A 17,579-nucleotide genomic window follows, 5' to 3' on the forward strand; every position below is an offset into this window, starting at 1 on the left:
AGCTCATCCGCCGGGAGCTGAGCCGGATTGCGCGCTACCGGTGCGCGGACAGGACGGCGTCCCGCGACAGGTATCCGATCCGCGAACCGTCGGCGGCCTTGACGTCGAGGCCGGGAAGATCGCTGGCCAGAATGAGAGCCAGGGCATAGTGGAGGCTGGCGGTGGGGGCGACGGAATTGCCGGACTCCTGCGCCGCCGGCGGTGCCATGGCGCCGGCGACCTCGATCAGGCTCAGCCGCTTGATCGCCCGGTCGGGGCCGAGGAAGCTCTCGACGAAATCATCGGCGGGGCGGGCCAGGATCGCCGCCGGCGTATCATATTGCAGCAGCCGGCCGTCGCGCATGATCGCGATCCGGTCGCCCATCTTGATGGCCTCGTCGAGATCATGGGTGACGATGACCACCGTCTTGCTGACCTTTCGTAGGATCTGCCGGAACTCGTCCTGCAGCCTGACGCGGGTGATCGGATCGATCGCGCCGAACGGCTCGTCCATCAGCATGATGGCGGGATCGGCGGCCAGCGCGCGGGCAAAGCCGACGCGCTGGCGCTGCCCGCCGGAAAGCTCGTGCGGCAGGCGGCTGCGCATGATCGCGGGGTCGAGGCCGACGAGATCGAGCAGCTCGTCGATGCGCCGGTCGGTCTTCGGCCGGTCCCAGCCCAGCAGCCGCGGCACCGTCGCGATGTTCCGGGCGATCGTCATATGCGGGAACAGCCCGACCTGCTGGATGACGTAGCCGATGCTGCGCCGCAGCTCCTTCGGGTCGGTCCGGGCGATATCGCGGCCGTTCACCAGCACGCGGCCGGACGTCGGCGTCTCGAGCCGGTTGATCATCCGCATCGTCGTCGTCTTGCCGCAGCCGGACGGGCCGATCAACGCGACCGTGGTGCCGGCCTCGATCTCCAGATCGAGCGTGTCGACGGCGTGCCGGCCGCCGCCCTCATAGGTCTTGGTGACGTGATCCAGTCGTATCATCGGCGCCTTCCGAAGGATCGTTCCAGCCAGCCGAACAGCAGCTCGGCCAGGATGGCGAGCAGGGCGATGGGCAAGGCGCCGATCAGCAGCCGCGGCATGTTCATGATGGCGATGCCGGCGTTGATGAAGTCGCCGAGGCCGCCGCCGCCGATGAACGACGCCAGCGCCGCGCCGCCGATGACCTGGATGGCGCTGGTCCGGACCCCCGCCAGGATCGAGGGCACGGCCAGCGGCAGCTCGATCTGCCAGAGGATGTCGCGCCGCCCCATGCCCATGCCGTGGGCGGCATCGAGCAAAGCGGGGTCGATCTCGCGGATGCCGATGATGGTGTTGAGGAGCAGCGGCGGGACCGCCAGCACGATGAGCGCGACGACCGAGGGCAGCAGGCCGATGCCGAGGAACGGCATGGCCGCCGACAGGATCGCGAGGCTCGGGATCGATCGCAGCGACCCGGCGACATTGACCGCGACGAAGGCGGCGCGGGGCGCCCTGGCGACGAGGATGCCGAGCGGTATGGCGATGACCAGCGCGATCCCGAGCGAGATCGCGCACATCAGCAGATGGCGGTTGAAGGCGCCGAAGAACACGCCCGGGTTGGCCGTGATCCAGTGGAAGGCGTCGACCAGGATCATGCCGCCGGCCTGCCGCTGCGGCGGCGCAGGATCTTCTCGAGCGACGCGAACAGATAATCCGTGGATAGCGCCAGGGCCGAGGTCAGGAGGCCGCCGGCGATGATCTTTTCCGGAAACCGCTGGTCGATGCCTTCGAAGATGATGACGCCGAGGCCGCCGGCATTGATGTAGGCGGCCACGGTGGCGATGCCGATGACCGTGACCGCGGCGATGCGGATGCCGCCGACGATGAAAGGCATGGCCAGCGGCAGCTCGACCTCCCAGATGCGGCGGGTGGCGCCGTATCCCATGCCGTGCGCGGCATCGAGCACGTCGCGGGGCACCGCCTGGAAGCCGAGCCCGATGTTGCGGATCAGGATCATCAGCGAATAGGCGGCGAGGCCGGTGATGGCCGGCTCCGCGCCGATCCCCATGACCGGGATGAACAGGGCGAACAGCGCCAGGCTCGGGATCGCGAACAAGACGCCGGTCACGATGACGATCGCGCTGAACGTCCTCGGCCGGCGGGCGGCCCAGATGCCGACGATCAGCGAGATGACCAGCGCGATCCCGACCGATGAGAAGACCAGGGCGAGATGCTCGAGCAGGGCCTCGAGAAGCCGGTCGATGTTCTTCGGCACCCACTTCATCGGGCGGCGTCTTTCACCATGATGCCGCCAGCAGCCGGTCGGAGTCCTGCGCCCGTTCCGGCAGGGAATCGTATGCCGCGACATCCGGCGCCGCGAAGTGCGAGAGGCCGAGCGACGCCAGGATGCTTTGCCCCTGAGCGTCGTGATGCGCCCGAAGCAGGGTGTTCCTGAGCGCCGAAACCATCTCGGCCGGCTGCCGGCGGGAGGCGACGAGCAGGGGCACGGGCGTCGCCGCAGTCGTCGCGATGATCCGCAGCGGCGCCAGGGCCTCCGGCTGATGCATCTCCAGCAGCTGCCAGGCATAGGCGTCGATCGCGCCGACATCGATCCTGCCGGTCGCGATCGCATCGACGACGCCGTTCGGATTGAGCAGCGGGCCGACGGCCGTCACGGCCGTCTTCGGCCGCGGCAGGCCGGCGAGGAAGGCCCGCGGCGCGTGATAGCCCGACTGGGAATCGCGCACCGTCCAGCCCCAGCGCAGCGCCGGGAGATCGGCGGGATCGAAGGCCGCATCCCTGGCGCCGACGATATGGCTCGCATAGGCCGGCCGGTCCTTCGCCCATGCGGCGGTCGACACCGGCGCCGCCAGGGCGATCGGCTGCTCATCGGCCGGGAGCCGGGAGAAGGGGTAGCCGCACATGAAGGCCGCGCCCAGATCCGGCCGGGCCCAGAGCTCCGACAGGGGGGCGGGAGCGGCATGGGCGATGACTTCGAGCCGGATGCCGGACTCCTCGGACAGCCAGGCGAACAGGCCGTCCCAGAGCCCGCGGACCTTCGGGCCGACATTGTACATCCGGGAGCAGGCGATGAGCGGAGCGGCGGTCGCCATGGCCGGTCACGCGAACCGCAGTCGCTGGCCGATCTTCAGCGCCCGGGCCTTGTCGACCATGGCCGCGCCGAGCGCGACATCGGTGGTGCTGAGGCCGCGGTGCCAGAACAGGATGGTCTCGCCGTCGCTTTCGCGGCCGGGCTTCAGGCCGCAGACGATCTGCCCGATCTCCGCATGCAGCGTCTCCGCCGTGACCTTGCCTTCGTCGACATGACGGCGCAGCGCCCCGAACGGGCGGCCGGGGCCGCATTGCCCCCAGTCGTCGACCACGACCTTGTCCATGATGTCGGTGAGGTCGAATTCCAACGCGCTCATCGTCCCGTAGGGCACGACGAAGGCGCCCTGCTTCACCCATTCGGTCCTGAACAGCGGCGTCGGTTCGGGCAGCCGGCTGGCCTCGACCATGATGTCGGCGCCCTCGAGGCAATCCTGCCAATTGTCGGTGACGATGATCCTCTTGCCGAGATCGCGTTCGAGGCGTTCCGCAAAGGCATTCCGGCTTTCCGGGCGGCGGGAATGGATGCGGATCTCATCGAAATCGAACAGGTGGTCGAGCAGGCGGACATTCCAGTACGAGGTGCCGCGGGCGCCGATATGGCCGAGCACCTTGCTGTCCTTGCGGGCGAGATATTTCGCGCCGAGCGCCGTCACCGCGCCGGTGCGCATGTCGGTGATCGCCGTCGCATCGATCACCGCCTTCGGCACGCCGGTATTCGGATCGAACAGGTTCAGCACCGCCATTTCGGAGGGCAGGCCGAGCTTGTAGTTGTCGACGAAGTCGCCGACCACCTTGACCCCCGCGTAACCCAGCGATTTGACATAGCCGCGCAGCACGTTGAAGTGGCCCTTGTCGGAGCTTTCGGGCACCAGGTGGACGCGCGGCTCGATCACCGTCTCGCCGCGGCCCTGCGCGTCGAGCGCCTTCTCCACCGCCGCGAGGATCTCGTCATTGCTGAGCGCCAGCGCCTCGGCATCGAGCGCGTTCAGATAGTCGATCCAGATTTCCTGCATTCCCGTTCTCCAGCGATGGGCCCGCTCCGCGAAGCGGCAGGATCGGCTCCTGCCGCTTCGTCCGCCCTCAGGGCAGCAGCCCCTTTTCCTTCAGGAAGGCCGCGGCGACGTCCTTGGCCTCCTCATGGTCGTTCTCGACCTTGGCGTTGAGGACACGCATGGTGGCGTTGTCCAGGTGGGACCCCAGGGAGTCCAGGATCCCGGCCACCTTCGGGTTGGCGTCCAGAACCTGCTGGCGGACGACCGGGGCGACGTAGTAGGGCGGGAACAGGCCCTTGTCGTCCGCGAGGGCCGCGAGGTCCTGGGCGCCGATCTGCCAGTCGGTGGCGGCGCCGTTGACGACATCGACGTCCTTCTGGCCGAGCGCGTCGTAGCGCAGGCCGAGCTTGGCGAACTGCTTGAATTCCTTGAATTCCGCATCGTAGACGCGCTTCAGGCCCGGCAGGCCGTCGGCCCGGTCCGGGAATTCGGCGCCGCCGCCGAACACCAGCGTGTTCGCGACCTTGGCGAGGTCGGACAGGGTCTTCAGGCTGTTGGCGTCGGCGGTTTCCTTGCGGACGACGATGACATAGCCGTTGTTGATGCCGGTGGGCTTCAGCCAGGTCAGGTTGAACTGCTTGGCGTAGAAGGCTTTGACCTCGTCATAGACCTTCCCCGCATCGGTCGACATCGTGCCCTTGACCACCGCGGAGAGCGCCGTGCCGGTATATTCCGGATAGAGGTCGATCTCACCGGTGGTCAGAGCCTGATGGGCGATCAGGGTGCCGCCGAGGTTGATCTTGCGCTCCACCTCGAAGCCGGCGTGTTCCAGCAGCGCCGCATACATCTCGGCCAGGATGTACTGCTCGGTGAAGTTCTTGCTGCCGACCTTGATCGGGTCCGCAGCGGCAGGCTTGAAGGCAAGAGTGGCCATCACCGCAGCGGCGACGGCGGACAGGATCGACAGTCTCATCTTCATTCTCCCTGTTTGTTGTGTGTGAAGAGCCCCTAAGAGTTGCGGATGAGCTCCGCTATTCGTTGGAAATCGGCGCTCTGGGCGCGGTCCTCGACCAGTGGCGGGACATGCCGGCGGATCAGCCGGTAGGCCTCTCCCGTGCCGGCGCCCAGCTCGTTCTCCACGCCGCGCAGCTCCGCAGCCTGGGCGGACACGATGAGCTCGATGGCGACCAGGAAGCGCAGCCGGTCGACAATCGTCTCGGTCTTCGCCAGCACGGCGGGCGCCAGCGACGCCTGATCCTCGACCCCGTCCGCCACCGGAATCGGCGTCAGCGAGGCCGGCAAGGCGAGGTGGCGGATCTCCGCTTCGAGCGCCGAGACCGTCTTCTGGACCGTGGCGAACCCCGCCCGGCTCGCGCCGAGCGGCGTCAGGAACCGCGGCAGGTCCGACATCCCGGCCGACATGATCTTCATCGTGCGGTAGGCGGTCGCCGCCGCGCCATGCGCCATCGCCTGGCCGAGCCGTTCCCAGGCCAGCACGAAGGCGGTCATGTCGAAATTGCCATGCGACAGGATCAGCCCTTCCGGCACCAGGACCACCGGGTTGTCGCCGGAGCTGGCGATCTCGATCTCGGTGACGGTCCGCGCCTCGCCGATCGCGTGCAGCAGCGCGCCCCAGACCTGCGGCGCGCAGCGATAGCTCAGCGGATCCTGCACCCGCCGTGCCGCGCCTTCGGCCAACAGGGAACTGCCGGCCAGAAGCGCCCGGAGCTTCTCCGCGGCCGCGCGCTGGCCGAAGGCTGGTCTCGCCGCCAGCGCGCGGTCGTCGAGGGCCGTCACATTGGCGCGGAACGCTTCGAAATTGAGCGCGACGGCCGCCAGCGACCAGTCGAACAGCCGCTCGACATCCGCCAGGCACAGGCAGGCCTTGCCGACCGACATGCTGTTGGCGACGACGATGGCGTGGCCGTCCTTCGGGGCCAGCCGGAGCGGTTCGAGCCCTGCCCGGCGCAGCGCCTCGCCGGCCGCCATCACCTCGCCGCCGAACTCCGCCTCGCCGTCGCCGAGCAGGGCGCGGCCCAGATGCGCCAGCGGCGCCAGATCGGCCGCGCCGATCGACCCCAGCGACGGCACGACCGGATGGAACCCGGCATTCAGCGCCGCGACGAGGCCGGAGAACACCGGTAGCGACACCCCCGCGCCGCCGGCGGCCATGCCGGCGATGCGCACCGCCATCATGGCCCGCACCGCTTCGCGCGGCAGGGCGGGGCCGACCCCCACGGCGCGCCCCTGCGGCACGCGCCGCTGGAACGCCACCAGGTCTTCCGTGGCGAGGCGCGTATCCACGCCGGCGCCGAGCCCGGTGGTCAGGCCGTAGACCGGCACGTCCGATGCGGCATAGCGGTCGACGACGGCACGGGCGGCCAGGATCCTCGCCTCGACCTCGGCGGAGATCTCCACGCGCGCATCGCGCCGGGCGATGGCAACGATGTCGCCGACCGTCGGCGCCGCGGCGGTGAAGGACACGATGGGGGCGGCCGGAGTCACTCGTCTCTCCCGTTCAGCAGGGCGGCCGTCTTGGCCGGGCCCGATCGCGCTTCCAGCCGGTATTTGTCGCCGGGGTAGGACAGCAGCGCGCAGGTCACCACCGCCGCGCCGGACCAGGTGCGGCGGAAGACCCTGAGGCATGGCTGGTCGGGCTTGCTGCCGAGCAGCTTTCGCACCCTGGCATCGGGCCTGACCGCTTCGACGAAATGCTCGAACGCGGTGATCGGCGCCACCTTGGTCAGGTATTCGTTCGGGGTGGTCCGGGTGAAGTCGTTGGCCAGGTAGTCCGGCGCCACCATCGGGTTGACGTAGCGCTCCTCGACCTGGATCGGCTGGTCGTCCTCCAGATGGACGATCAGCGAGTGCATCACCTCGATGCCCACTGCGAGATCCAGGGATTGCGCGATGGTCGCATCCGCCCTGATCCGGTCGGCGATCAAGACCTTCGCCGTGTGGCGACGGCCGCGGCCGGAGATCTCGTCGGCGATGTTCCGGATCTGCAGCAGATCGATATCCTGCCGCTGCGACGAGACGAAGGTGCCGAGGCCGGTGGCGCGGGTCAGCACCCCTTCGAACATCAGCTCGCGCAGCGCCCGGTTGGCGGTCATGCGGCTGACGCCGAACGAGGCCACCAGCTCGCTTTCGGAATAGACGCGATCGCCCGGCTTGAACGTGCCCTCGGCGATCCGCGCCGTGATCGCGTCCTTGATCCGCAGATAATGCGGCGCCTCGCCCGCCGGCTTGGTCATGCCAGCCTCGCGGTGCCGAAGTCGAGGACCGTCACGCCGCGCGCGGGAACCCCGGCGCGGAACCCGATGTCCCGGCCCTGCCGCCAGATGTCGAATTCCAGCCCGTCGCCCGGCAGCACCGGCGCGGTGAAGCGGGCGGCGATGAAGCCGACATCCGCGATGGTTCCGGCCCCGGCTGTCCGGCCGATGGCATAGCCCGCATAGCCGAAGGTGCAGAGACCGTGCAGGATCGGGCGCGGGAAGCCAGCTCGGGCGGCATAGGCCGGGTCGGAGTGGAGCGGGTTGAGGTCGCCATTCAGCCGGTACAGGAGGGCGGCTTCCTCCGGCACGGCGATCGCGAACACGGCATCCGGCGCCCGGGCCGGAACCGGCGCCAGCGGCTCCGGCGGCGGTCCCGCCGATCCGCAGCCGCCATCGCCGCGGCAGGCATTGGTCTGGACGATGGTGGCGACGGGCGCCTCGTCCGCCAGCGTGACGATCGCCCGCTCGAAGGTCGCGAACATGCCCTTCTCGGGGCCGCGGTCGACGATCGCGGTCATGCGGCTCCGGGACAGCAGTGGGGCGTCGATCGGGACGGGCCGATGGATCGTCAGGCGGTGCTCCGCATGCACCAGGCGCTGCCAGTCGATGCCGGCATCCTGCAGCCACGGGCCGGGATGGGCGACGACATTCGCCAGGGTCGGCGCCGGAACCAGATCCCGCTCCTGGGTCCGCCGCAGATGGGCTTCGTCCGTCGGCTCGGTCCCGTATCCGACGCTGAGCGCATAGAGGATGGCGTCGCGCGCCGCCACGGTCTGCCGGACTTCGGGCGCTGGAAACTCCATGATCGCGCGGGCCGAGACGGACATGGTCAGGCTCCGCCCCGGGCGGCGGGCTTGCGCGCGCCGCCGGCGAGGCGAATGCCGCCATCGACCGACAGCAGCTCGCCGGTGACGAACTCCGCACCCTCGACCAGCCAGACGACCGCGCCGGCCACGTCGTCCGGGGTCGCCACCCGCCCGAGCGGCGCGGTGGCGGAGAAGCGGGCCGCCAGCGCGTCATAGGCGTCGGTGCCCAGGGTCTGGCGCATCCAGCGGGTGTCGATGACGCCGGGGCAGACCGCGTTGACGCGGATCTCCGGACCGCAGGTGCGGGCCAGCGCCTTGGTCAGCGCGTTCAGCGCGCCCTTGGACGCCGTATATGCCAGCGAGGAGCCGCCGCCGGTGAAGGCGACATTGGAGGAGACATTGACGATCGCGCCGCCGCCGCCGGCGCGCATCGCCGGAAGGACTGCGCGGCACATCTGGTAGGCGCCGACGACATTGACGCCGAACACCTTCTGGAAATCCGCCGCCGACAGCGTCTCCAGATCGAAGGGATCGGACGTCACGGTCACGGCGGCATTGTTGACCAGGGCATCCAGCCGGCCCCAGCGATCGACGGCCTTCGCCGCCATGGCCCGGCAGGCGGCATCCTCGGCGACATCCGCCTGCACCACCTCGACCTCGGCGCCGAGCGCCCGGCAGGCAGCCGCGGTCTCCTCGGCCTCGTCGCGGCTGCGGCTGTAGTTGACGACGACCCTGGCGCCCCGTTCGGCGAACATCCTGGCGCAGGAGGCCCCGACGCCGGTCGCCGATCCGGTGACGATGACGACGGCCCCGTCAATGTTCATCGGAGGAATCCTTCATGGCGGATTCGAGGAAGAGACGGGCGTCCATCTCCACGAGCCGGTCCGCGATGGCGACTCCCGGCGGCAGGCGCTCGATCACCTGGGCCTTCGCATCGATGCCCGGCGCCACCTCGGTCAGGGTCAGGCGGCCGTCGACGACCTGGAACACCGCGCGCTCGGTGACGACGACCTGCCGCTGGCCCGCAGGGGCCGCGGCGGGGTCGGAGCTGACCTGCCCGACCCGTTCGACGATCTTGCAGGACCGACCGTCGACGGCGATCGAAAGCCTGCCGTCCTTGACCGCGATCTCGGCGCCGCCATGCGAGAACGAGCCCATATAGACGACAGCGCCGGCCGTCTGGGCGATGTTGGTGAAGCCGCCGACGCCGACGATGGTTTGGCCGAAGCGGCTGACATTGACGGCGCCGCGCACATCGACCTCGGCCATGCCGAGGAAGGCGATGTCCAGCCCGCCGCCGTCATAGAAGTCGAACTGCGACGCCTGCGGGATGATCGCGCTGGGGTTGACCGCGGCGCCGAAGGACAGCTCCTCGGCCGGAATGCCGCCGATCACGCCGGATTCGATGGTGACGGTGTAGTCGTCGAACGCCTCTTCGCCGGCGATCCGGCCGATCCCGGCGGCGATGCCGATGCCGAGATTGATGGTCGGGTGGTCCCGGCCCCGCAGCTCCAGGAAGGCGCGGCGCTGGATCACCTTGTCGACCGACAGCGGCAGCGGCGCGAGCCGGTCGGCGGCCGCCCGGTGCCGGCCGGTATAGGCGATGTTGTCGGTCTCGCCGAAGCTCACCCCGTGCTCGGCGGGGTCGTCGCAGACCACCACATAGTCCACCAGCATGCCCGGGATCCGCACATCCGCCGCCGGCAGCGAGCCGCGTTCGGCGATGCGCTTGACCTGGACGATGACGATGCCGCCGGAGTTCCGGCCGGCCTGGGCCATGGCCAGCACATCGACGGGGAAAGCCTCGTCCTCCAGGGTGATGTTGCCGTCCTCATCCGCCGAGGTGCCGCGCAGCAGCACGCAGTCGAGCGGCATCGCCGGATACAGCAGCCACTCCTGGCCGCGCAGGCTGACCCGTTCCACCAGCTCGGCCGTCGTCCGCGCATTCAGCCGGCCGCCGCCATGGTGCGGATCCATGAAGGAGCCGAGGCCGATGCGGGTGACCACGCCGGGCTGGCCGGCGGCGATGGCGCGATACAGCTGGGCGATCACCCCCTGGGGCCAGCAATAGGCGTCGATCTTGTCCTGCAGCGCCAAGGCGCCGAGGCGAGGGGTGCCGCGCCAGCCGCCGGCGATCACGCGCTCGACCAGGCCCTCATGCCCGAAATGGCCCATGCCGCGGGTCTTGCGGTCGCCGGTGCTGGCGGCGAACAGCAGCGTCAGATCGCGCGGGGCGCCCTCGGCCAGGTAGCGCCGTTCGACGGCGGCCGAAATCGCCTCGGGATGGCAGCAGCCGCCGAAGCCGGACGCGGCGACGGTCATGCCGCTGCGCAACAGCCCTGCCGCCTCGGTGGTTGTGATGACCTGCATCGCGCCGACCCATATGTCCGACTAGCCTGTATATACAGGCGCGATCGTTGCCCATTTTCAAGGCACAAAATGCATTGCTTAAAAATTCATCTATGAGGGGTCAAACGCAGAGAGCCGGCCGACCTCTCGAGGTCGGCCGGCCTGTTGCCAAAGCTGCCGTCGTCAGGCCGGCAGCTGGAACGCCCAGTTGGCGATGAGCACGATCGCCAGCCCTCCGGCGAGGGTCAGATAGGGCAGCATCCCGGCCTTTTTGGCCCCGAGATCCTGACCGGTCAGGCCGAGATCCTCCATCGCGCCGGCCGGGAATTTGCCGCCGTCGCGCACATAGTGGCGGAAGGCGAACACCGGCAGGATCAGCGCGGCGAAGGCGAAGCCGACCCACAGCGCGTTCTCATAGCCCCAGACCTTGGCGCCGGCGCCGAGGAACAGCGCGTTGACGAAGGCCAGCACCGTGTTCAGCCCGATCAGCCAGGTCGGGGCCTTCCAGGGCCGCGCGATGTGCCCGGAGTCGACCCGGTGGATCCAGCCGGAGTTCAGGTTCAGGAAGTTGAACACGATGTAGCCGACATTCGACACGGCCAGGACGAAGAAGTAGCCGCCGACATCGGACGCGATCGCCAGCAGGATCAGGTTGAAGGCGAAGTCCGTCCACATCGCGCGGGTCGGGGCGCCCTTCCCGTTCACATGCTCGAGATATTTCGGCAGCCAGCCGTCCTTGGACCCCTGGTACAGCGTGCGCGACGACCCGGCCATGGCGGTCATGATGGCCAGGAACAGGGCCAGGATCATCAGCGCGACCAGGATCTGGGTGATGATGGCGCCGGCGCCGATCAGCCCGCCCAGCACCTCGGCGACGCCGGTGCCGTCGACGATCCCCGGCGCCAGCATGCCGGCATGGCCGAGCACGCCCTGGAAGGTGAAGGGGATGAGGAAGAAGAACAGGCAGCAGGCCAGGCCGGAGTAGAAGATCGCCTTGAACGTGTCGGTCTTCGGGTTCTTGAGCTCGCGGGTGTAGCAGACCGCCGTCTCGAAGCCGTAGGTCGACCAGGCGGCGATGTAGAGGCCGCCGAGGAACAGCGTCCAGCCGCCATTGCTCCAGGTGCCGTCCAGGCCGGAATAGGCCGCGGTCGGCGGCACCAGGCCGGTGATGTTCGCCGACTGGATCTGGCCGCTGAAGATCGGATACAGGCCGATCAGCAGCAGCGGCACCAGCACGATGATGGCGAGCCATTTCTGGACGCTGGCGGTCTGGGCGATGCCGCGATGCTGGATCGCGAAGATGATCAGCATCAGGATCGCGCCGATGAAGAAGGTCGCGTTAATGTTGGCGGTGGCGAGGAACGGGATGCCGAAGCTGGCCAGCGACCAGCTGCGGATCGCCGGCGTCAGGGCCGCGACGCCGTCGGCGCCCAGCAGGGCCTTGACCGCGTCGTCGGGCGTCGCGCCGGCATGCGCCGCCAGCCATTCGGCGACGCGCGGGCTGTCGGCCGTGACCGAGGCGGCATGGGCGGCGATCCAGTCCAGCACCGCCTGCGACTCGGCGGCCGGGATCGGGAAGAAGGCGTTGAGGATGTAGCCGGCGGCGATGGCGCAGCCGAGCGACAGCACCGGCGACCAGGCGAACCAGTTGCACCAGACCGACAGCGGCGCGATGAACTTCGAATAGCGCAGCCAGGCGGTCGCGCCATAGACCGAGGCGCCGCCGGACTTGTTGCCGAACATGCCGGCGACTTCCGCATAGGTGAAGGATTGCAGGAAGCCCATGACCATCGAGATGATCCAGACCACGAAGGCCAGCTTGCCGGTCGTGCCTGCGATGCCGCCGATGGAGAACAGAACGAGCGGCGGCACGCCCGCGGCCACCCAGAACGCACCCTTCCAGTCCAGGGCGCGGATCAGCTTGCCTTCGGTGCTGGTCGAGATCGCACCGTCCATCACATCTGCCATTGGTGATGCTCCCCGTCTTTGTCCAGGACGCTTCTTTCGTGCGTCTTCCCGGACGTGCCTCCCTCGGCGCGCCCCGCCTGCGCCCCCCGGGCTGCGCCGTTGCCTTGGTGATCCGCTCCCCGGCGGATCCTCCTCCAAGGCCTTTATACATAGTGAAGAACTTTTCCCCTTGGTCAATATGACTTTACTTTGAACCCGCATTTTGCAACCTTCGCTGGGTGCTCGATCCCGTCATCTCCCGCGAGGGTCCCATGCGAGATCTCGGTCCGATGACGGCCGGCGTGCGCCCCGCCTCTCCCAGCCTGGTCCTGACTCCCGGCATCCGGGCGCTGCCCCCGGGGACCGAGCGCTACCGCATCCGCGGCGGTGGCTCGCTGGTCATCCGGGTCGAGGCCGGCGACCGGGTGACGGTGACCGACACCGAAGGCGGCCAGGCCTGCGAGCTGTCGTTCCTGGACGAAACCGGGCGCTTTCTCGCCGCCGGTCTCGGCATCCCCTTCACCGGCGCCGCCGAAGGGCTGAAGGCCAGCCTTGCCGCGGCCGGGGACGGGGCGCTGCGCACCCGCGCCGCCCTGGCGCGGCGCGGCGCCGATCTCGCGGCCGCCGGCGCCGCCCGCATCTTCGGGCCGGGCTCCAGGCCGGGCGAGCAGGCGGAGCTCACCATCGCCGGAACCGGCCTGTTGATCGCGGCGGCGCCGGCCGTCGCCATGTTGCCGCACGCCCAGGACACGGCGACGCCGATCGAGATCCGGGTCCGGCGCGTCCGCCCGGTCCGCGACTATGCCGCGGCCCTGCCGGAGCCGATGGCCGACCCGATCGAGGACATCCGGATCCGGGCCGGCACGGCCTCCGCCTATCTCGTCCGGGCCGGCGAGTTCATCCAGGTGATCGACGTCTACGGCCGGCAATGCACCGACTTCCAGGCCTTCTCGGCCCGCAAGGTCGACAAGGGCCTCGACCTGGCGCTGGATTCAACCGTCACCCGCACACTGCTCGGCCGCAGCTATCCGGTGCCGGGCCTGCCGTCGAAGGCCTTCGACCGGGATTTCGAGCCGCTAGTCGAGATCGTCCAGGACACGGTCGGCCGCCACGACGCCTTCGCCACCGCCTGCAATTCCCGCTACTACGACGATATGGGCTATCCCGGGCATGTGAACTGCACCGACAACTTCAACGCCGCGCTGGCGCCCTACGGCATTGCGGCACGCAAGGGTTGGGAAGCGCTGAACTACTTCTACAACACCAATATCGACCACAACAACCAGCTGTACCTGGACGAGCCGTGGTCGCGCCCGGGCGACTATGTGCTGATGCGGGCGCTGACCGACCTGGTCTGCGTCTCCTCCTCCTGCCCGGACGACATCGATGCGGCGAATGGCTGGGACCCGACCGACATCCATGTCCGGACCTTTTCCGGCCAGGAGACCTTCACACGAGCGGTGGCCATTCGCATGACGCCCGACGCCGACCCCGAACTCACCCGCGAGACCGCCTTCCATCCCCGCCTGTCCGCCCTGACGCGGGACTATGGCGAGTATCGCGGCTACTGGCTGCCGAACCGCTTCGCCGGCGAAGGGCCGGTGGCGGAATACTGGGCCTGCCGCGAGAAGGCGGCGGTGATCGACCTGTCGCCGCTGCGCAAGTTCGAGGTTACCGGCCCCGACGCGGAGGACCTGCTGCAATACTGCCTGACCCGCGACGTGCGCAAGCTGTCGACCGGCCAGGTCGTCTATTCCGCCATGTGCTACGAGCACGGCGGCATGATCGACGACGGCACGCTGTTCCGGCTCGGCGACCGTAACTTCCGCTGGATCGGCGGCGATGATTTCAGCGGCCTCTGGCTGCGGCAGCAGGCCGAGGCGAAGGGGTTCAAGGCCTGGGTCCGCTCCTCGACCGACCAGCTGCACAACATCGCCGTGCAGGGGCCGGCCAGCCGCGACATCCTCAAGGACATCGTCTGGACCGCGCCGCGCCAGCCGACGATCGCCGAGCTCGAATGGTTCCGCTTCAGCGTCGGCCGCATCGGCGGCTTCGAAGGTGCCCCGGCGGTGGTGTCGCGCACCGGCTACACCGGCGAGCTGGGCTACGAGGTCTTCTGCCATCCGAAGGACGCCGTGGCGGTGTTCGACGCGGTCTGGCAGGCCGGGCAGCCCCACGGCCTGACGCCGATGGGGCTGGAGGCGCTGGACATGCTGCGCATCGAGGCCGGGCTGGTCTTCGCCAACCACGAGTTCACCGACCAGACCGACCCGTTCGAGGCCGGCATCGGCTTCACCGTGCCGCTGAAGTCCAAGACCGATGATTTCATCGGCCGCACGGCGCTGATCGAGCGCAAGGAGCATCCGCGGCATCGGCTGGTCGGGCTGGATGTGCAGGCCAATGACGCGGTCGGCCACGGCGACTGCATCCATATCGGCCGGGCGCAGATCGGCGTCGTGACCAGCGCCACCCGCTCGCCGATTCTCGGCAAGACCATCGCCCTGGCGCGGATCGACGTGACCCATGCCGCGGTCGGCACCGCGGTCGAGATCGGCAAGCTCGACGGCCACCAGAAGCGCCTGCCGGCCGTGATCGTGCCGCTGTCGCATTACGATCCGCAGAAGACCCGGCCGCGGGCGTAGCGCTCAGGGTCCATGACGGCGCGCGCGACTTTCTCCAGAGTTGAGGGAATTTCACCATGGCGATAGCGTTGCCGCCCGATGCGACACTTCGCCAGGACCGATCGATGACGGGCAGTAAGGATTCGGCGCGGCAGAAGCCGGCGCGCGGCAAGGCGGTGTTCACCCAGGATCCGCATGCCGTGCGCGAGCCGAAGGACAACAATCTCGAGATGGCGATCGGCCATGAGGTGCGGGCCTATCGCAAGAAGCTCGGGATCACGGTGACGGACCTCGCCGCCGCCACCGGCATCTCGCTCGGCATGCTGTCGAAGATCGAGAACGGCAACATCTCGCCGTCCCTGACCACGCTGCAGTCGCTGTCGCGGGCGCTGGGCGTGCCGCTGACGGCGTTCTTCCGCGGCTATGAGGAGCCGCACAATGCGGTGTTCGTCAAATCCGGCCAGGGCATCGAGCTCGAGCGGCGCGGCACGCGCGCCGGCCACCAGTACAACCTGCTCGGTTATATCGGCAGCGGCGCCAGCGGCGTGGTCGTCGAACCCTACCTGATCACGCTGACCGCGGATTCGGACGTGTTTCCGACCTTCCAGCATGAGGGGCTGGAGTTCCTCTACATGCTCGAGGGCGAGGTGATCTACCGCCATGGCGACCAGCTGTTTCCGATGCAGCCGGGCGACAGCCTGTTCTTCGACGCCGATGCGCCGCACGGGCCGGAGGTGCTGGTGAAGCTGCCCAGCCGCTATCTCTCGATCATCAGCTACCCGCAGCGGCCGGGGAAGGGTTGACTTGCCTTAAGAGAAAAAATTATTCTTCATAATTGAGGCGGCCGAGAGCGACCTGCCGCTCGTCGTCCGAATGCAAGCGGAGGGTCCGGCCATGTGCGGGATTGTGGGTCTCTTCCTGAAGGACCGGGGCCTCGAGCCACAGCTCGGGGCGATGCTCTCGTCCATGCTGGTGACGCTGACGGATCGCGGGCCGGACAGCGCCGGGATCGCGATCTATGGCGATGCCGACCACCGCCACGCCAAGCTGACCGTCCAGTCCGCCGATCCGAAGCGCGACTTCGCCGGCCTGGCGGGCGAGCTGCAGGGGGCGCTCGACGCCCCGGTGTCGATGCAGGTGAAGAGCACCCATGCCGTCATCCTGCTGCCGCAGGACAAGGTGGAGGAGGGCAGGGCCGCCGTCGCCCGGCTGCGCCCGGCGGTCCGGGTGATGAGCAGCGGCGACGCGATCGAGATCTACAAGGAGGTCGGCCTGCCCCGGGACGTGCTGTCCCGCTTCGCCGTCGCCGAGATGTCCGGCACGCACGGCATCGGCCACACCCGGATGGCCACGGAATCCGCCGTCACCACCCTCGGCGCCCATCCGTTCTCGACCGGCCCCGACCAGTGCCTGGTGCACAACGGCTCGCTGTCGAACCACAACAATCTCCGCCGCACCCTGAAGCACGGGGGCATGGCGTTCGAGACCGAGAACGACACCGAGGTCGCCGCCGCCTACCTGACCGCGGAGATGGCCAAGGGCAAGAACCTCGGCCAGGCGCTGGAAGGCGCGGTCGACGACCTCGACGGCTTCTTCACCTTCGTCGTCGGCACCAAATCCGGCTTCGGGGTCGTCCGCGACGCCATCGCCTGCAAGCCCGCGATCATGGCCGAGACCGACCGCTATGTCGCCTTCGGGTCCGAATACCGGGCCCTGGTCAACCTGCCCGGCATCGATGCGGCCCGGGTCTGGGAGCCCGAGCCGGCGACCGTCTATTTCTGGGAACGCTAGGCGCCGCGGCGCGGCCTCCACCCTTTCATCTCAGGGCGACACGATGCCAACCTACGACCTCGCCGCGACCCCCCTTCGCGACCTCAACCAGGCCCTGCACGCCATCGCCCCGGGCGACAACGACCGGCAGTTCAGCGTCCTCAACCCGCGCGGCCACCATGCCGTGGCCGTCGGCGTCCACGCGCCGGTGACGATCGATGTGATGGGCAGCGTCGGCTATTACTGCGGCAGCATGAATGACGAGGCGACGATCACCATTCATGGCTCCGCCGGCCCGGGTGTCGCCGAGAACATGATGTCCGGCACGGTCGTGGTCAAAGGCGACGCCAGCCAGTATGCCGGGGCGACCGGATGCGGCGGGCTGCTGGTGATCGAAGGCAACGCCTCGTCGCGCTGCGGCATCTCGATGAAGGGCATCGACATCGTCGTGCGCGGCAGCATCGGCCACATGTCCGCCTTCATGGGGCAGGCTGGCAACCTGGTGGTGCTGGGGGATGCGGGCGAGGCCCTGGGCGATTCCCTCTATGAGGCGCGGATCTTCGTGCGCGGCAAGGTCAAGAGCCTCGGCGCCGACTGTGTCGAGAAGGAGATGCGGCCGGAGCATGTCGCGCTGCTGGCCGAGCTGCTGGACAAGGCCGGCGTCACCGACGCCCGGCCGCAGGAGTTCAGCCGCTACGGGTCGTCGCGCAAGCTCTACAATTTCCACGTCGACAATGCCGACGCTTATTGATCGGGGT

General features: G+C 68.8%; 16 protein-coding genes. 4 read left to right on the forward strand and 12 right to left on the reverse strand.

The features are described from left to right. Nucleotides 1–34: 34 nt before the first annotated feature. The 12 genes from ACTOWL_RS09405 to ACTOWL_RS09460 form a co-directional block, all read right to left on the reverse strand. On the reverse strand, nt 35–973 hold the full coding sequence (locus ACTOWL_RS09405; protein WP_441320955.1) for an ABC transporter ATP-binding protein: 939 nt from the start codon (nt 971–973) through the stop codon (nt 35–37). Then, a complete protein-coding gene (locus tag ACTOWL_RS09410; RefSeq protein WP_441320956.1) occupies nt 970–1,605 on the reverse strand; it encodes an ABC transporter permease in 636 nt (211 codons plus the stop codon). The genes ACTOWL_RS09405 and ACTOWL_RS09410 overlap by 4 nt, the downstream gene beginning before the upstream one ends. Next, nucleotides 1,602–2,234 (reverse strand): ABC transporter permease, encoded by a 633-nt coding sequence (locus ACTOWL_RS09415; RefSeq protein WP_441320957.1) that lies wholly within the window; start codon nt 2,232–2,234, stop codon nt 1,602–1,604. The genes ACTOWL_RS09410 and ACTOWL_RS09415 overlap by 4 nt, the downstream gene beginning before the upstream one ends. Nucleotides 2,235–2,247: 13 nt before the next feature. Further along, entirely contained in the window at nt 2,248–3,063 is an 816-nt protein-coding gene (locus ACTOWL_RS09420) for a phosphate/phosphite/phosphonate ABC transporter substrate-binding protein (RefSeq protein ID WP_441320958.1), read from the reverse strand. A gap of 6 nt (nt 3,064–3,069) precedes the next feature. Next, nucleotides 3,070–4,074: an ornithine cyclodeaminase family protein gene (locus tag ACTOWL_RS09425; RefSeq protein ID WP_441320959.1), complete on the reverse strand. Its 1,005-nt coding sequence runs from the start codon at nt 4,072–4,074 to the stop codon at nt 3,070–3,072. Between the two features lie 67 nt (nt 4,075–4,141). After that, complete coding sequence (locus ACTOWL_RS09430) at nt 4,142–5,026, reverse strand: glycine betaine ABC transporter substrate-binding protein (RefSeq protein ID WP_441320960.1); 885 nt, start codon at nt 5,024–5,026, stop codon at nt 4,142–4,144. Between the two features lie 35 nt (nt 5,027–5,061). Next, complete coding sequence (locus ACTOWL_RS09435; RefSeq protein ID WP_441320961.1) at nt 5,062–6,558, reverse strand: HAL/PAL/TAL family ammonia-lyase; 1,497 nt, start codon at nt 6,556–6,558, stop codon at nt 5,062–5,064. After that, nucleotides 6,555–7,307 (reverse strand): histidine utilization repressor, encoded by a 753-nt coding sequence (gene hutC, locus ACTOWL_RS09440; RefSeq protein ID WP_441320962.1) that lies wholly within the window; start codon nt 7,305–7,307, stop codon nt 6,555–6,557. The genes ACTOWL_RS09435 and hutC overlap by 4 nt, the downstream gene beginning before the upstream one ends. After that, a complete protein-coding gene (locus ACTOWL_RS09445; protein ID WP_441320963.1) occupies nt 7,304–8,155 on the reverse strand; it encodes a MaoC/PaaZ C-terminal domain-containing protein in 852 nt (283 codons plus the stop codon). The genes hutC and ACTOWL_RS09445 overlap by 4 nt, the downstream gene beginning before the upstream one ends. A 2-nt stretch (nt 8,156–8,157) precedes the next feature. Continuing rightward, nucleotides 8,158–8,958 carry an SDR family NAD(P)-dependent oxidoreductase gene (locus tag ACTOWL_RS09450; protein ID WP_441320964.1) on the reverse strand — a complete coding sequence of 267 codons (801 nt, stop codon included), beginning with the start codon at nt 8,956–8,958 and terminating at the stop codon, nt 8,158–8,160. Further along, nucleotides 8,948–10,504: an acyl CoA:acetate/3-ketoacid CoA transferase gene (locus tag ACTOWL_RS09455; protein WP_441320965.1), complete on the reverse strand. Its 1,557-nt coding sequence runs from the start codon at nt 10,502–10,504 to the stop codon at nt 8,948–8,950. Before ACTOWL_RS09455 ends, ACTOWL_RS09450 begins: the two co-directional genes overlap by 11 nt. A 162-nt stretch (nt 10,505–10,666) precedes the next feature. Then, nucleotides 10,667–12,451 (reverse strand): APC family permease, encoded by a 1,785-nt coding sequence (locus ACTOWL_RS09460; RefSeq protein WP_441320966.1) that lies wholly within the window; start codon nt 12,449–12,451, stop codon nt 10,667–10,669. 251 nt (nt 12,452–12,702) lie between these two features. On the opposite strand from ACTOWL_RS09460, the gene ACTOWL_RS09465 reads away from it, so the two are divergent. From ACTOWL_RS09465 to ACTOWL_RS09480, 4 genes are all read left to right on the forward strand, one after another. After that, entirely contained in the window at nt 12,703–15,072 is a 2,370-nt protein-coding gene (locus ACTOWL_RS09465; RefSeq protein WP_441320967.1) for a DUF1989 domain-containing protein, read from the forward strand. Between the two features lie 104 nt (nt 15,073–15,176). Next, a complete protein-coding gene (locus tag ACTOWL_RS09470; protein WP_441320968.1) occupies nt 15,177–15,854 on the forward strand; it encodes a helix-turn-helix domain-containing protein in 678 nt (225 codons plus the stop codon). A 91-nt stretch (nt 15,855–15,945) separates the two neighbouring features. Then, a complete protein-coding gene (locus tag ACTOWL_RS09475; RefSeq protein WP_441320969.1) occupies nt 15,946–16,842 on the forward strand; it encodes a class II glutamine amidotransferase in 897 nt (298 codons plus the stop codon). Nucleotides 16,843–16,885: 43 nt separating this feature from the next. After that, complete coding sequence (locus ACTOWL_RS09480; RefSeq protein WP_441320970.1) at nt 16,886–17,572, forward strand: protein GlxC; 687 nt, start codon at nt 16,886–16,888, stop codon at nt 17,570–17,572. Nucleotides 17,573–17,579 lie beyond the last annotated feature (7 nt).

Origin of the sequence: Inquilinus sp. CA228, from assembly GCF_052078665.1 — a bacterium.
Taxonomy (GTDB): domain Bacteria; phylum Pseudomonadota; class Alphaproteobacteria; order DSM-16000; family Inquilinaceae; genus Inquilinus.

Excerpts from the sequence above, each read along its gene's own strand:
- ACTOWL_RS09405 (WP_441320955.1), bottom strand. The coding sequence starts at position 973 with ATGATACGACTGGATCACGTCACCAAGACCTATGAGGGCGGCGGCCGG.
- ACTOWL_RS09410 (WP_441320956.1), bottom strand. The coding sequence starts at position 1,605 with ATGATCCTGGTCGACGCCTTCCACTGGATCACGGCCAACCCGGGCGTG.
- ACTOWL_RS09415 (WP_441320957.1), bottom strand. The coding sequence starts at position 2,234 with ATGAAGTGGGTGCCGAAGAACATCGACCGGCTTCTCGAGGCCCTGCTC.
- ACTOWL_RS09420 (WP_441320958.1), bottom strand. The coding sequence starts at position 3,063 with ATGGCGACCGCCGCTCCGCTCATCGCCTGCTCCCGGATGTACAATGTC.
- ACTOWL_RS09425 (WP_441320959.1), bottom strand. The coding sequence starts at position 4,074 with ATGCAGGAAATCTGGATCGACTATCTGAACGCGCTCGATGCCGAGGCG.
- ACTOWL_RS09430 (WP_441320960.1), bottom strand. The coding sequence starts at position 5,026 with ATGAGACTGTCGATCCTGTCCGCCGTCGCCGCTGCGGTGATGGCCACT.
- hutC (WP_441320962.1), bottom strand. The coding sequence starts at position 7,307 with ATGACCAAGCCGGCGGGCGAGGCGCCGCATTATCTGCGGATCAAGGAC.
- ACTOWL_RS09445 (WP_441320963.1), bottom strand. The coding sequence starts at position 8,155 with ATGTCCGTCTCGGCCCGCGCGATCATGGAGTTTCCAGCGCCCGAAGTC.
- ACTOWL_RS09450 (WP_441320964.1), bottom strand. The coding sequence starts at position 8,958 with ATGAACATTGACGGGGCCGTCGTCATCGTCACCGGATCGGCGACCGGC.
- ACTOWL_RS09455 (WP_441320965.1), bottom strand. The coding sequence starts at position 10,504 with ATGCAGGTCATCACAACCACCGAGGCGGCAGGGCTGTTGCGCAGCGGC.
- ACTOWL_RS09460 (WP_441320966.1), bottom strand. The coding sequence starts at position 12,451 with ATGGCAGATGTGATGGACGGTGCGATCTCGACCAGCACCGAAGGCAAG.
- ACTOWL_RS09465 (WP_441320967.1), top strand. The coding sequence starts at position 12,703 with ATGCGAGATCTCGGTCCGATGACGGCCGGCGTGCGCCCCGCCTCTCCC.
- ACTOWL_RS09470 (WP_441320968.1), top strand. The coding sequence starts at position 15,177 with ATGACGGGCAGTAAGGATTCGGCGCGGCAGAAGCCGGCGCGCGGCAAG.
- ACTOWL_RS09475 (WP_441320969.1), top strand. The coding sequence starts at position 15,946 with ATGTGCGGGATTGTGGGTCTCTTCCTGAAGGACCGGGGCCTCGAGCCA.
- ACTOWL_RS09480 (WP_441320970.1), top strand. The coding sequence starts at position 16,886 with ATGCCAACCTACGACCTCGCCGCGACCCCCCTTCGCGACCTCAACCAG.